The following is a 13,357-nucleotide window of genomic DNA, read 5'->3' as shown; positions in this document are numbered from 1 at the left end:
GCTTATTTAATGTAGTGCCCTTTTTCAAAGGGCGCTACATTTGTTTTTTGCTCAGGAGGTTATCACGGGGTGACCGTAACGTATAAGCTGGAACAGTTTGAAGGGCCGCTCGATTTGCTCCTGCATTTAATCGACCAAGCGGAAATTAATATTCAAGATATTTCGATCAGCGAAATTACCGATCAATATATGGAATATTTGCACAATATGCAGGAATTGGAGCTCGAGATTACGAGTGAGTTTCTCGTGATGGCGGCAACGTTGCTGTCTATGAAATCACAGCAACTGCTTCCTAAGCCTCCAGTGATGGAATGGGACGACTATGAAGATTATGTGGATGATGAGCCTGATCCGCGGGCAGAGCTAATACGCAAATTGATTGAATATCGGAAGTACAAGGGAATTGCGGAGCATCTCCGGGAACGCGAGACAGAACGTAGCATGATTTTTTCCAAGGAACCAGAGGACTTGACTCCTTTTATGCCGACTGCTCCTGATAATCCGGTTGAGGGTCTACATGTATCCGACCTGATTGCAGCATTCCGCAAGGCGCTTAGCAAAGCGTCGCGCAGAGCTCAGGTCGCTACCATCCATCGGGATGAAATATCGGTTAAGGATCGGATCAAGAGTATTATTGATACGCTCCGTCCGTTCGGCAGGGGAGGCAAGATGATGTTCTCCAGCCTAATTGGCGAGCATCTAACCCGTACGGAAATTGTCGTATCCTTTCTCGCGCTGCTGGAGCTGATGAAGATGAAGCAAGTTCGCTGCTATCAGGACAGCCTCTTTGAGGATATCGTAATTCAATGGAGCGGGGAGGTGGACACAGAGGATGGACTTTCAGACGTTGAAGTCGATTATTGAGGGACTGCTGTTCATGGCTGGAGATGAAGGCTTGAACATCAAGCAAATATCTGAAATTACAGAACAGCGTCCAGAGGTTATAGAGGAAGCTGTGAATGACCTGCGTGCGGATTTTGAGCGTTCCAAGCGAGGGCTGCAAATTGTTGCCATCGCAGGCATGTATGAACTGGCTACATTGCCGGAACATGCGCCTTATTTTGAAAGGATGGCATATTCGCCCTCGCGCTCCTCGCTTTCGCAAGCAGCTTTGGAGACTTTATCTATTGTTGCCTATCGACAGCCGATAACCCGTGTTGAAATCGAAGAGATTCGTGGTGTTAAATCCGATCGTGCGATTCAGACATTAACGAACAAGGGATTAATTGAAGAGGTTGGACGAGCTGAAGCGATCGGAAGACCTATTTTATACGGAACGACAAAATCATTCTTAGATTATTTCGGATTGGCTACGCTTAAAGAATTGCCGGATTCCTCTGCATTTGAACAAATGGATGGATTAGAGGAGGAAACCCAGCTATTATTCGAGAAGTTAGATGGACGTCAATTAACAATTGAAGACGTGAAGGAAGTCGAAGAACAATTGGAAGCAGGAGTTTATGCTGATCAGGAGGAAGAGATCCGATAGGTAACTTCTGCGGACAAGCTGTTGAATATGCAATTATGAGGAGGAAAATGCTTTGAAAATTCATTTCCATGGTCATTCCTGCATTCAACTCGTTACCGAACAGCATCGTATTATCATTGATCCTTTCTTAACAGGCAACCCGGCAGCAGATGTTGAAGCGGCTCGTATCGAGGCTGATTTTGTGCTGCTTACCCATGCGCACGGGGATCATATCGGAGATGCAGCGGCAATTGCTAAGCGCTGCAATGCACCCATTATCGCAATGGTTGAGCTTGCGAACTATATGGAAACACAAGGGGCACAAGCAGTAGGCATGAACTTGGGCGGGTCTGCATCCTTTGAATTCGGTGTGCTCAAATTAGTACCTGCTCTGCACAGCTCTTCCGTTACGGTCAATGGTCAGGATATTTATATGGGAAACCCTGCTGGCATCGTGCTGCAAACGGGTGGTCTGACGATTTATCATGCCGGGGACACTGCATTGTTCAGTGATATGAAGCTGATAGGAGATCGCTACAAGCCGGATATCGCCTTTTTGCCGATTGGAAGCTTCTTCACGATGGATCCAGAGGATGCATTGCTGGCTGCTCAATGGGTACAGGCGAAGGTAGTCATCCCGATTCACTATAACACATTCCCGCCGATTCAACAGGACGGTGCGGCCTTTGTGGCGAAGCTGCAAAAGCTTGGCATTCATGGGATTGAACTGCTGCCTGGTCAGTCTATCGACAGTTCCCATCTATCGTTGTAAACAATTATTAAAACGTTACCTTTATACTTAAAAAGCGAACTTTTTCATTTTTGATTGAGAACAATCTTATTATGGATGAACGTCATCGCATCTCTGACGACTTCAGCCCGTCTGCTACGAACCACATTCGTAGCAGGCGGGTTTTTTCATGATTATCCAAGTTTGTAGAGTCTTGGCTCAAGATCATGCATGCTCGACTGGATGAAAGGCCATAATACGGATAGTTTAGGAAATGGAGGCGCATGACATGTTAGGATGGGCGATTGCTGGAGGCGTGGTAGCTGTTTTGCTTGTCTTCTTCTTCTTTTCGTCCATTGAATGCAAAATCATCGTTCATAAATCAGGAAAGTATGAGCGAATTGTCTTATTGATTCGTGCATGCTATGGACTGTTCCGATGGAGATACGAGTGGCGCTCGATTCGGTTTATTAACTTAGAGGAAGGATTCCACGTTCGTGTAAAGGCAAAAGACAATGTCGGAACAGGTAATGCTAGCCGAGATAAGGCCCAAGTGGATAAGAGGAAGGCAAAGAGGTATGTACATAATGCACAGCGTTTTCTTCACCATACGTATGAACTTACGCAATGGTTCAAGCAAACCCTTCAGCGCGTTCAGTGCAGCATGTTTACTTGGGAGACTGAAATTGGGCTGCTCAATCCTGCAACAGCCTGTTTATTAACAGGCGCCTCCTGGTCGTTGAAAAGTCTGCTGGTGGGTGTAATGTCACATCATGTTCAATTCCGCAGTCTTCCACAATTAGAAGTAAACCCGCAGTTCCATTGTCCATTCTTTTCCACGAGGGTTGTTTGTATAACCAAAATTCGCATCGTGCACGCTATAAGTGCTGTATTCAAGTTGATTATTCGCATCGTTCGAGCAGAAGGAGGATTACGAACATGGCGGAGCATCCTATCGAGGGCTTAATGCAAGCAGTTTTCAACAATATAAAAGCCATGGTAGATACAAATGCAATCGTAGGCGATCCTGTACAGACGCCAGATGGCAGCGTTATTTTGCCGATTAGCCGCGTGGCACTTGGGTTTGCAGCAGGGGGAAGCGACATTCGGGTGGAGGAGAGACATGACAGATTAACTACTGATCATCATGAACCACATGCCTCCTCAGTGTATGGCTCGAAACCGTTCGGCGGCGGAAGCGGCGGCGGCGTTTACATTACGCCGATAGCCTTTCTCGTCGTAGGCAAGCAAGGCATTCATGTCGTATCGCTTGACAATCAAACGCATCTGCTGGAGAAAATTATTGATGCAGTTCCGAATGTGTGTGATCGCATCAATTCCATGTTTAAGAAGCAGGAGCGGTCAACGACTGCCGAAGATATTATTTTACCTTGACCGGTATGAATTAGGCGTCAGGCTTGAATGTTGCTGCCGTTTTTGCCGAGGAATGGCGCTTACGGTCAACGGGAGCTTGACGCTATTTTTTCGTTCAGAGCAGATGAGATTGCTTGCAATAGACGAAGTGATGGACATACTCGGTCTCGAACAAGCATACATATGGAACAACTTGACCGGTATGCAGATAAAGGAGGAACGCATGAGCAAGCTTCCATACGTAGGACAAGTTGGTAAAATGATTGTGCTGTGTGTTTTATTGGGGGCGGTTCTGTCATACAAGTCCTACGGACGCATGGCAATAGCTGATCCTTCATTGGACAGCAACGCTTCACGCCCACAGCGCGAAGCTGTACAGGAGTGGTCTGTCCCGCTGCAAGTCCAACAGCAGCCTAATGAAGCCGGTACAGCACGAATCTCGTCCCCACATACATCGGCTAGAGCAGCTGCCTTAATAGATGTAGCATCAGGCAGAATGCTTTATAGCCATAATGGTGATAAGGAACTCCCAATGGCAAGTACGACGAAAGTGATGACGGCAATTGTAGCAATTGAACATGGGCGGCTGGAGGATATGGTGAAGGCTACTTCACGAGCTGTTGGCAAGGAAGGGTCTTCGATTTATTTAAGACTAGGAGAAGAAATGAGTTTGAACCACTTGCTTTACGGTCTTATGCTCCGATCAGGCAATGACGCAGCTGTTGCAATTGCCGAACATGTCGGAGGATCGGAGGAAGGCTTCGTCCATTTAATGAATGAGAAGGCGAAGCTTCTCGGACTGGAACATACTCAATTCCGTAATCCGCATGGGTTGGATGAAAAAGGCCATTATACGACGGCTAATGATCTAGCACGTATTACTGCTTATGCGCTGCATAACCCAACCTTCCGTGAAATTGTACGCACCCGTACCAAGAAAGCACCAAATTCCATCGACAAATGGGATTACGTATGGGGAAATAAAAATAAAATGCTTCATTTGTATGAAGGGGCAGATGGTGTGAAGACGGGATACACAAAAGGCGCGCTGCGATGTCTTGTTAGTTCTGCCACACGAAATGGTCAACAGTTAGTAGCGGTTACCTTGAATGACTCAAGAGACTGGGAAGACCATAAAAATATGCTTAATTACGGGTTCCGCGCGTATCCACAATCAAAGATTGTTGAGCAGGGCCAACCAATTGATGGGCATCCTTTTCAGGCAGCGGCATCGCTTACGTATCCGCTTAAGACGGGAGAGCAATCAAGGGTATCTGCCAAGTTAATGGTTCCGGTTAGCGGAAGTCTCGAAGGGAAATTAGGTCATCAAGGCCGTTTGATGATGTATCTGGATAATAAGGCTGTAGCAAGTGTGAATGTTCGCAAAATGAATCCAGATCCGTCAGCATCAAGCCAGTCTGGAGAAGCGAAACATTCATCTGCAGTGCTGAGCACAGATAGTGGAGGAAACCTGTTGTACAAGTGGATGATGGTGTTGAAGCGTGTCACCGGATCTTTATTCGGTGCAGCTTGATGGCTCATGGGAAGGGAGACGGTTGTTATTGTAAATGCAATATGGATGTTCATGCTGCTCGTAGGCTTCATCGCAGCTGCAGCACAAGGGCGGATTGAGGCCGTGACGGAGGCGGTGTTCGAAGGCGCCAAGACGGGGGTATCAGTCAGCTTCGGACTCATCAGTGTGATGGTGTTCTGGTTGGGAATGATGCGGATTGCTGAGGATGCAGGCTTGCTGAAACGGCTTGCCAAGGCTCTCGGTCCAATCGTAAGGTACTTGTTCCCTGATGTACCGCGCAATCATCCCGCCCTTGGCTTTATTATGTCGAATATGAGCGCGAATCTGCTTGGGCTAGGAAATGCTGCAACACCGATGGGGATACGAGCTATGCAGGAATTACAGAAGCTGAATCCAAGTAAGGATACGGCGACTCCAGCGATGTGCACATTGCTGGCCATTAATACGTCAAGTATTACGCTAATTCCAACTACTTTAATAGCAATAAGAATGAACTTCAACTCAGCTAATCCCGCTGAAATTGTAGGGACAACGCTGCTGGCGACTATCGTGGCTACATTCGCGGCAATCTTCGCGGATCGCTGGTATCGAAGAAGGGATGCGAAGCGGCCGCCGCCACATCAATTTAAGTCAGACGCAAGTCCGTCTGCTGGGGCACAAGGATCGGAGACTCATACTGCAGTCAGTTAATGCATTTCAATATCAACTTTGCATCATGACCATACTTCCAACTCCATTGAAATAGAAAGGATGGTCCGGTTATGTATGCATTCGTTTCAGCTTTATCCGCGTGGGCCATACCGGCTATTATTGTTTTTATCCCGCTGTATGCTTATTTTCGCCGTGTTCCCGTCTATGAAACGTTTGTTGAAGGAGCGAAGGACGGCTTTCAAACCTCAATCAACATTATACCTACTTTAGTTGGCATGATGGTTGCAATCAGCGTATTTCGTGCATCAGGTGCGATGGATTGGATGGTTAGTATGCTTCGTCCGCTGCTTGATTGGGTCGGTATTCCCGGTGAAGTTATGCCGCTCGCTTTTTTGAGGCCGATTACAGGCGCTGGTTCACTGGCCTTCACGACGGATCTGATTAAAATGTATGGGCCTGATTCGATGATTGGACGCATCGCTTCGACGATACAGGGCAGTACAGATACAACGATCTATGTATTGACCGTTTACTTTGGCGCTATAGGGATAAAAAAAGGCCGGTATGCGCTTAAAGTTGGATTATTCTCTGATTTAGTTGGATTTATTGCAGCAATTGTCGTCTGTTTTCTTGTATTTGGCTTCATAACAGGGTAATATCATATTAGCTTGAATAATGTAAGTTAATGACAAGCTCGCGCCTTCTTGGTTCGCGGGCTTTTATCTTCATCCAGGTAAATAATAGTTTGAGGTGACAGACATTCATGGAAGAACGTTTACAGAAGATTTTGGCGAACGCGGGCGTCGCTTCGCGTCGAAAGTGTGAGGAGCTTATTAAAGCAGGTAAGGTGCAAGTGAATGACGAGGTTGTGACAACATTGGGTGTGAAGGCCGACCCTTCAGTAGATGTCATTACCGTTAACGGTAAAGCAATATCGGTAGCGTCCGATAAAATAGTGCTGGCTTTCCATAAACCGAAGGGTGTCATCACAAGTACTTCTGATCCTGAGGGGCGTAAGACGGTCATGGATTTTATGAAGGGCGTAGGTGCGCGTGTATATCCAATCGGACGTCTTGATTACGACACAGAAGGGTTGCTGCTGCTGACGAATGATGGTGAATTGGCAAATATGCTCATGCATCCTCGTCATCATGTGGAGAAGACGTATCATGCAACAGTCAAGGGTGTTCCGCATGGGGACAAGCTGGAACAACTGAAAAAAGGGATTAAACTTGAAGACGGCTTCACACAGCCTGCGGCCGTCGAGTACCATGACGTTGATCTGGAACGCAATATTGCAACAATCAGTGTAACGATCCACGAAGGACGAAATCGTCAGGTTCGCCGCATGTTCGAGGCAATTGGCCACCCAGTTACCAAGCTGAAGCGGGTGAAATTCGGCAATATTACACTTCAAGGAATTGCCCGCGGAAAGCATCGTGTGTTGACGAAATCGGAAGTGAATGAACTCCGTATGGAGATGAAGTCCAACCGTACTATGCGTACGTAATAACGATTGACCGCTTTGCGTATCTTATTGCAGCCCTGCCCTGTATCGTGACACATAATTTTCATATTGAGGAAGATATGTCCGCTATTCTATGAATTATAATAGTCGTTGATGGTGTAATGCAATTGTTGCATTTATGCTGTCTGGATGTGAAATATGTCATAGAAAGCGAGAGTTCAATCTAACGATTGAACCATATCAAGAAGGGGCGATGATATTGGGCAAAAGAAACAAAACAGTCCAGGTTCTCATATTAGCCGTCATTGTGATACTTGGCGGGATTGCAATCAGCAATGCGTACAGCAAGCCTACATATCCTGAGGTGGGGAGCCGAATACCAGATTTGTCCCTTCATGCATTGAATGGAGATACGGTACAACTCAGTGATTACAAGGGGAAATTCCTCATTCTGAACTTCTGGGGCTCCTGGTGTGAACCGTGTGAACGGGAAATGCCGACATTGCAAAAGGCGGCAGATGATTGGAAGGATCGCAATGTAGAGGTCGTTGGCATTAACTATGGGGAAGATGCCATTGTTGTGGACAATTATATGAAGGCGGTAAAAGTTCACTTCACGATGTTGCTCGATACGAAAAAGAATGTAACCAAAGCGTTCGGTGTTCGGCCATTGCCTACGACGTTCTTTATTAAGCCAGATGGTAAAGTCCATGCTATTCATACCGGAGAAGTCACTACAAGCCAGCTAGAGACCTATTTAGAGCAAATGGCGAAGGAATAGGGCTTGAAGAGGAGGAGGACTAGGCTGTGCGGTTTGAGAACACAAAGTGCGAATGCGGCCATCAGAATGCAGTCGGAACTGTACTCTGTGAGGCCTGCGGCAAGCCGCTATATGAGGGGGATGAGACAGATTCCGTACTGGAAATGCGATATGACGGGGTGGCACGAAAGTCACAGAAGGCGAGCCCGTCTTGGATTGATCGCATTTGGAATTTCTTTTCCTCCGTCAAAGTGGCGGTTATACTTATCGTCATTACATTAGTTGGTGCATCTCTTGGCACCATATACCCACAGGAAAGCTCATTTCTCAGCATCGATCCTACACAATATTATAAGAGCACGTACGGCACATTGGGCCAAATTTATTATATGCTTGGTTTGTCGCATACATACGAATCCTGGTGGTTCATTACATTGCTAGTTATGATCGGTGCTTCGCTGGTCATTTGCAGTATAGACCGTGTGCTTCCGCTATACCGTGCCTTGCACCGGCAGAAGATACGCAAGCATGTGCAATTTATTTCCAGACAACGAATTGTCTATGAAGGAAACATAGAAAAGGAATCCGAAGCTTGGCTGGATCAGATAACTGTCGTCTTAAAAAAGAAAGGCTATCGAGTCATAAAGGACGATGTCGCGCTGCTGGCCGAGAAAAATCGCTTCAGCCGCTGGGGTCCGTACATTAATCATATTGGCCTTATTCTTTTCTTGCTTGCCATACTTGCACGCAGCATCCCGGGCTGGCATTACGATTATTATGATGGTTTCCCGCAAGGAGAAGCTCGTGAAATACCCGGAACTCCCTATTATTTGCGTAATGATAAATTTACAGTTGAATATTATGGCGAGGAAGATATGCCGGAACAGTTCATTAAGGAAGGGCGTATCATCCCGAAGTTGTTCGAGACAAAGGCAACGCTGTTCAAATGTGTGGACAAATGCGGTGATCCTCGCATTGAACCCATACTGGAAAAGGTAGCCCAGCACAACATACAGTTGAATTCGCCGCTTGAGTACGAAGGGCTTATGGTTTATCAGTCTGATTTTGAATCGCGTCTTGTTGCGGTCAATCCGGTGTTGAGCAATGAGGATACAGGCGAGGTATATGGTAAATTTGAACTTCGAGTGCAAAATACGCCTACGGAATTTCAGGTAGGATCCTATACATTGAAGCTGACTGGCAAGTATTTGGATTTCGCAATCGGCAAAAATGGAGAATTGACTACAAAATCGCAAAATCCGAACGCTCCTGCATTTAGCTTCCTGATTAAGGGGCCTAGTCTGCCAAGCGAAGGCGTGCCTTATTTGTATTTCGCATTGCCTAAGGATAAGGATCAGTTCCATCAGGATGATATCAATGCCAAGCTGAGAGAAAGCTTAGGGGCAGACTCGATTCCGCATTTTCGGATCGGATTGGAATCCATGGAGGATGTCATCTATACAAATTCAATCAGTTATATGACTGTTCGCAAGGAGACGGCACTGCCACTCATCTGGATTGGGGCTGGTATCAGCATGATCGGTCTAGTTATGGGCTTCTACTGGCAGCATCGCCGCATATGGCTACGAATTGACGATAAGCGCTTACTTCTCGGTGCCCACACGAACAAAAACTGGTATGGGATCCGTAATGAAGTAGCGAATGCACTTGCAGCTGTTCATATAGAAGTAGATGCCAAATCGATCGATCGTGGGGGGAATAAGGCGTGACTTTGCAATGGAGTCAGGACGCATATATTATTGCGTTTTTCTTGTTTTGTCTTTCCTTTATTTTGTACGTCGTGACTGTTGCCGGCCGTAAGATGAAGACTCGTGATCCGGTTCGCTTTGAACGGAGATGGGGGGCAATTTCGTTTGGCGTAACGATACTCGGCTTTATAAGCCAGATCGTTTATTTTGGATGTCGCTGGGCGTACGCTGGACATATCCCTGTTAGCAATATGTATGAATTCATGTCATTTTTGTCGATGATGATTATCGGCGCATTTATTGTTGTATATCTGATTTATCGCAGTACCGTTTTGGGTTTGCTTGCAGTACCACTGGCATTTTTAATGATGGCATATGCGTCGGTCTTTCCTAGTGAGGTGCAGCCGCTCATTCCACAGTTGAACTCAGTGTGGTTGAAGCTCCATGTTACGATGTCGGCTTTAAGCTATGCGTTCTTCGCCGTAGCATTCGTTGCAGGACTTCTCTATTTGCTGCGTACAGTTCGCTGGGAAGAAGGCAGCTCTCGGAAGCCGCAGCGCTGGCTCGAATTCACGATGGGCTGCATCGTAGTATTCATTGGCTTTATCGTTGTAGTGTACAGCTTCCGGGCTGCTAACTATGAGGTTGTTATTGGTCAAAAGGTAGAAACGGTGAAAACTGGCGGTGAGATAGAAACAGGGCTTGAAATGGTCACGTATACGATGCCGCCGCTGATTGCTCCGCATATGAGCGATGAAGCTACGTTGAAATCTGTTCCTTCCTTCTTGGGGATGAAGCTTCCATTAATGGAGGCGCCGGGATGGATGAAGGGAGTTCAAGCTGGCCGCAAGCTGAATACGGTCGTGTGGTCCGTCATTGCAGGCTTGATCTTATACGGCTTGATCCGTTTGCTGCTTCGCAAGCCAATCGCAAAGGCGCTTCAGCCTTTATTTAATGGGATTGATCCTGAGACCGTTGATGAAATCAGCTACCGATCAATTGCTATCGGGTTCCCGATCTTTACATTAGGTGCTCTTATTTTCGCAATGATATGGGCTCAGGTTGCGTGGTCGAGATTTTGGGGTTGGGATCCTAAGGAGGTATGGGCGCTTGTCACATGGCTTGCCTACAGCGCATATTTGCATTTGCGTCTTGCACGCAGCTGGCAAGGAACCAAATCTTCTTGGATGTCCGTAATCGGATTTATCATTGTCATGTTTACACTCGTAGGCGTAAACCTTGTTATATCGGGGCTCCACTCCTACTCGGGCGTGTAATTGCGTTAATAATGGGCAAAAATTTAGAAACGGCTGGGATTGCTGAACTAGGTGTACCCCAGTCGTTCACATTTTTGCTATAATAGAGCCAAGTATGAAGGCAACTACGAAAGGGGTATCCTTCGTGTTGCCTGCTTATATTACAGCTAGAACTATGAACCTCGTCAATTGCAGCCGCATTTGGCTTCGCTGGGGGTTTTCTTTTATGGTGAAAGGGGAGTCACACATGTCCGAGCAAGTGAATCGAATCTTGATCGTCGATGATGAAGAACGGATTCGCCGACTGTTGAAAATGTACCTTGAAAAAGAAGGTTTTGAAATTGAAGAAGCAGAGGACGGAGAAGCGGCGCTCCGAATGGCTGTCAGTGAAGAATATGATCTCATTCTTCTGGATGTAATGCTGCCAGGGATCGATGGCGTTGAAGTGTGTACGCGTTTGAGACAAGTCAAGGCTACACCTGTTATTATGCTGACAGCTAAGGGGGAAGAGATTAACCGGGTACAGGGCTTCGAAGTTGGTGCAGACGACTATGTTGTCAAGCCATTCAGCCCACGCGAGGTTATTTACCGAGTGAAGGCAGTGCTGCGACGTTCATCGGCGACAGCTTTTTTGACAAACGATCCGAAAGCAAGCAACAACATTGTATTTCCTCATCTCGTCATTGAACATGATGCTCATCGTGTAACAGCAGGAGGTCAGGAAATCAGCTTGACGCCGAAGGAATATGAGCTGCTGCATTACTTGGCAGTATCACCGGACAAGGTGTTCTCTAGAGAAGAACTGCTGAAGGATGTATGGAATTATGAATTCTTTGGTGATCTTCGCACCGTGGATACGCATGTGAAGCGGCTGCGTGAGAAGCTGAACAAGGTATCACCGGAAGCAGCGACTATGATCACTACGGTATGGGGTGTAGGTTACAAGCTCGAGGTGCCAAAATAACGTGAAATTCTGGAGAAGTATTGTTGGGAAGCTGTGGATGACCATTATTGGTCTTGTTGCATTTGTTCTCATCATTTTAGGGTTGTATTTGCTGCATTATATTGATAGCAATTTCGCCCATCCAAACGATATTAAGCAGTTGTTTGTGTACACAGCCATAATCGGATTTTCACTAACAACCTTTTTTGCGTTCTTCCTTTTCACGAAAATTACGCAGCCGCTTCGGAAGCTGAAACAGGCAGCCGATACGATCCGTCAAGGCGATTATTCTACACGTGTGACACTTCGTTCCTCTGATGAAATAGGGGAGTTGTCTCGCACGTTCAACCATATGGCGGAAGAGCTGAACTCCACTATATTAGATTTGCAGCATGAGAAGGAACACTTAGCCAGCATTTTGCGAAGCATGACTGACGCTGTTATTACCTTTGATGCAGCAGGGCAGGTGCTGCTTGCGAATCCGCACGGAGAATCGGTTATGAGCCGCTGGAACGGAATGGACTGGGCGCTCGAAGAGGAAACGGCAGAAGCATCAGGAGTGCCGGAGCCGTTGAGACCTATATTTCATACGGTGATCTCGGAGGCTCGGGAGGTAACGACTCGTGTTCATGTGAAGCAGCAGGTATGGTCTGTTGTAATGGGGCCATTGCACGCAGACAGCCGTGTTCGTGGTGCAGTTGCAGTATTGCGGGATGTAACCGAAGAAGTGCAGCTTGAGAAGCTGCGCAAAGATTTTGTGGCAAATGTATCCCATGAAATTCGCACGCCGCTATCGATGCTTCAGGGCTATAGTGAAGCGTTGTTGGATGATATTGCAACCTCACCTGAAGAGCGCAGGGAGCTTGTGCAGGTTATCCATGACGAGTCATTGCGAATGGGCAGACTGGTCAAGGATCTATTGGATCTAGCCCGTATGGAGGCTGGACATTTACCAATGCACAAAGCTCAAACCGATGTACATGAACTTGCATCACGAGTGTATCGGAAGTTTGCTGTGTTGGCTAAGGAGCGCAATATTCCGATCGAAGTGCAGCTTGAAGCGATGGATTCTGTTCTTCCTGAAGCTGATGAGGATCGGCTTGAGCAAGTGCTGACGAATCTGCTGGATAACGCGCTTCGTCACTCATCCGAAGGCCAGCCGATACATATTCGGACGGAACGTACGGACAATGAGTGGCTGTGGATTCATATAGAAGATCATGGACAGGGCATACCGTCAGAGGATGTACCCTATGTATTTGAACGATTCTATAAGGCAGATAAAGCGCGCAAGCGCGGTCCTTCAGGCGGTACGGGACTAGGTCTTGCCATAGTAAAAAATATTATTGAGGCACATCAGGGACACATCCGAGTAGACAGTACATTAGGGAAAGGAACAACGTTTTCTATTGCACTGCCTGTTCAGCCCGTTAAGTCCACGAACTGACACAAAACACCCAATTG

14 protein-coding genes are annotated in these 13,357 nt (G+C 46.8%); all 14 read left to right on the top strand.

The annotated features are described in order from the left end of the window. Positions 1-69 precede the first annotated feature (69 nt). Positions 70-864: a segregation and condensation protein A gene (locus tag ACQ5BJ_RS05685; protein ID WP_005546824.1), complete on the top strand. Its 795-nt coding sequence runs from the start codon at positions 70-72 to the stop codon at positions 862-864. Next, positions 833-1,489, top strand: a complete 657-nt coding sequence (scpB, locus tag ACQ5BJ_RS05680; protein ID WP_005546826.1) for an SMC-Scp complex subunit ScpB — start codon at positions 833-835, stop codon at positions 1,487-1,489. The genes ACQ5BJ_RS05685 and scpB overlap by 32 nt, the downstream gene beginning before the upstream one ends. Before the next feature lie 52 nt (positions 1,490-1,541). After that, entirely contained in the window at positions 1,542-2,240 is a 699-nt protein-coding gene (locus ACQ5BJ_RS05675) for a metal-dependent hydrolase (RefSeq protein ID WP_005546829.1), read from the top strand. A 247-nt stretch (positions 2,241-2,487) separates the two neighbouring features. Beyond that, a complete protein-coding gene (locus tag ACQ5BJ_RS05670; RefSeq protein ID WP_268599699.1) occupies positions 2,488-3,165 on the top strand; it encodes a DUF2953 domain-containing protein in 678 nt (225 codons plus the stop codon). Continuing rightward, positions 3,138-3,593 carry a GerW family sporulation protein gene (gene ytfJ, locus ACQ5BJ_RS05665; protein WP_430109033.1) on the top strand — a complete coding sequence of 152 codons (456 nt, stop codon included), beginning with the start codon at positions 3,138-3,140 and terminating at the stop codon, positions 3,591-3,593. The genes ACQ5BJ_RS05670 and ytfJ overlap by 28 nt, the downstream gene beginning before the upstream one ends. Positions 3,594-3,669: 76 nt before the next feature. Next, positions 3,670-5,106 carry a D-alanyl-D-alanine carboxypeptidase family protein gene (locus ACQ5BJ_RS05660; protein WP_268640016.1) on the top strand — a complete coding sequence of 479 codons (1,437 nt, stop codon included), beginning with the start codon at positions 3,670-3,672 and terminating at the stop codon, positions 5,104-5,106. A 27-nt stretch (positions 5,107-5,133) separates the two neighbouring features. Next, positions 5,134-5,796: a nucleoside recognition domain-containing protein gene (locus ACQ5BJ_RS05655; protein WP_268599747.1), complete on the top strand. Its 663-nt coding sequence runs from the start codon at positions 5,134-5,136 to the stop codon at positions 5,794-5,796. Between the two features lie 71 nt (positions 5,797-5,867). Then, on the top strand, positions 5,868-6,413 hold the full coding sequence (locus ACQ5BJ_RS05650; protein WP_163978119.1) for a spore maturation protein: 546 nt from the start codon (positions 5,868-5,870) through the stop codon (positions 6,411-6,413). A 107-nt stretch (positions 6,414-6,520) separates the two neighbouring features. Continuing rightward, positions 6,521-7,267 (top strand): pseudouridine synthase, encoded by a 747-nt coding sequence (locus ACQ5BJ_RS05645; protein WP_163978120.1) that lies wholly within the window; start codon positions 6,521-6,523, stop codon positions 7,265-7,267. A gap of 211 nt (positions 7,268-7,478) precedes the next feature. Further along, positions 7,479-8,006, top strand: a complete 528-nt coding sequence (locus ACQ5BJ_RS05640) for a redoxin domain-containing protein (RefSeq protein ID WP_238555818.1) — start codon at positions 7,479-7,481, stop codon at positions 8,004-8,006. A 26-nt stretch (positions 8,007-8,032) separates the two neighbouring features. Then, positions 8,033-9,715 (top strand): cytochrome c biogenesis protein ResB, encoded by a 1,683-nt coding sequence (gene resB / locus ACQ5BJ_RS05635; protein WP_430109028.1) that lies wholly within the window; start codon positions 8,033-8,035, stop codon positions 9,713-9,715. Then, a complete protein-coding gene (gene ccsA, locus ACQ5BJ_RS05630) occupies positions 9,712-10,971 on the top strand; it encodes a cytochrome c biogenesis protein CcsA (protein ID WP_005546848.1) in 1,260 nt (419 codons plus the stop codon). The genes resB and ccsA overlap by 4 nt, the downstream gene beginning before the upstream one ends. A 226-nt stretch (positions 10,972-11,197) precedes the next feature. Beyond that, the gene (locus ACQ5BJ_RS05625) at positions 11,198-11,914 is read left to right on the top strand and encodes a response regulator transcription factor (RefSeq protein ID WP_040735941.1); all 717 of its coding nucleotides are present in this window, start codon (positions 11,198-11,200) and stop codon (positions 11,912-11,914) included. Position 11,915: 1 nt separating this feature from the next. Next, positions 11,916-13,340: a sensor histidine kinase gene (locus ACQ5BJ_RS05620; RefSeq protein WP_262866609.1), complete on the top strand. Its 1,425-nt coding sequence runs from the start codon at positions 11,916-11,918 to the stop codon at positions 13,338-13,340. Positions 13,341-13,357 lie beyond the last annotated feature (17 nt).

It is taken from the genome of Paenibacillus sp. B1-35 (assembly GCF_050474385.1).
In the GTDB taxonomy this organism is placed as follows: domain Bacteria; phylum Bacillota; class Bacilli; order Paenibacillales; family Paenibacillaceae; genus Paenibacillus_B; species Paenibacillus_B alvei.
This window is presented reverse-complemented; position numbering and strand designations above follow the sequence as displayed.

Bases quoted from the DNA above. Each gene is read 5' to 3' on its own strand.
- ACQ5BJ_RS05640 (WP_238555818.1), top strand. From the start codon at position 7,479: ATGATATTGGGCAAAAGAAACAAAACAGTCCAGGTTCTCATATTAGCC.
- ACQ5BJ_RS05645 (WP_163978120.1), top strand. From the start codon at position 6,521: ATGGAAGAACGTTTACAGAAGATTTTGGCGAACGCGGGCGTCGCTTCG.
- ACQ5BJ_RS05625 (WP_040735941.1), top strand. From the start codon at position 11,198: ATGTCCGAGCAAGTGAATCGAATCTTGATCGTCGATGATGAAGAACGG.
- ytfJ (WP_430109033.1), top strand. From the start codon at position 3,138: ATGGCGGAGCATCCTATCGAGGGCTTAATGCAAGCAGTTTTCAACAAT.
- ACQ5BJ_RS05670 (WP_268599699.1), top strand. From the start codon at position 2,488: ATGTTAGGATGGGCGATTGCTGGAGGCGTGGTAGCTGTTTTGCTTGTC.
- scpB (WP_005546826.1), top strand. From the start codon at position 833: ATGGACTTTCAGACGTTGAAGTCGATTATTGAGGGACTGCTGTTCATG.
- ACQ5BJ_RS05650 (WP_163978119.1), top strand. From the start codon at position 5,868: ATGTATGCATTCGTTTCAGCTTTATCCGCGTGGGCCATACCGGCTATT.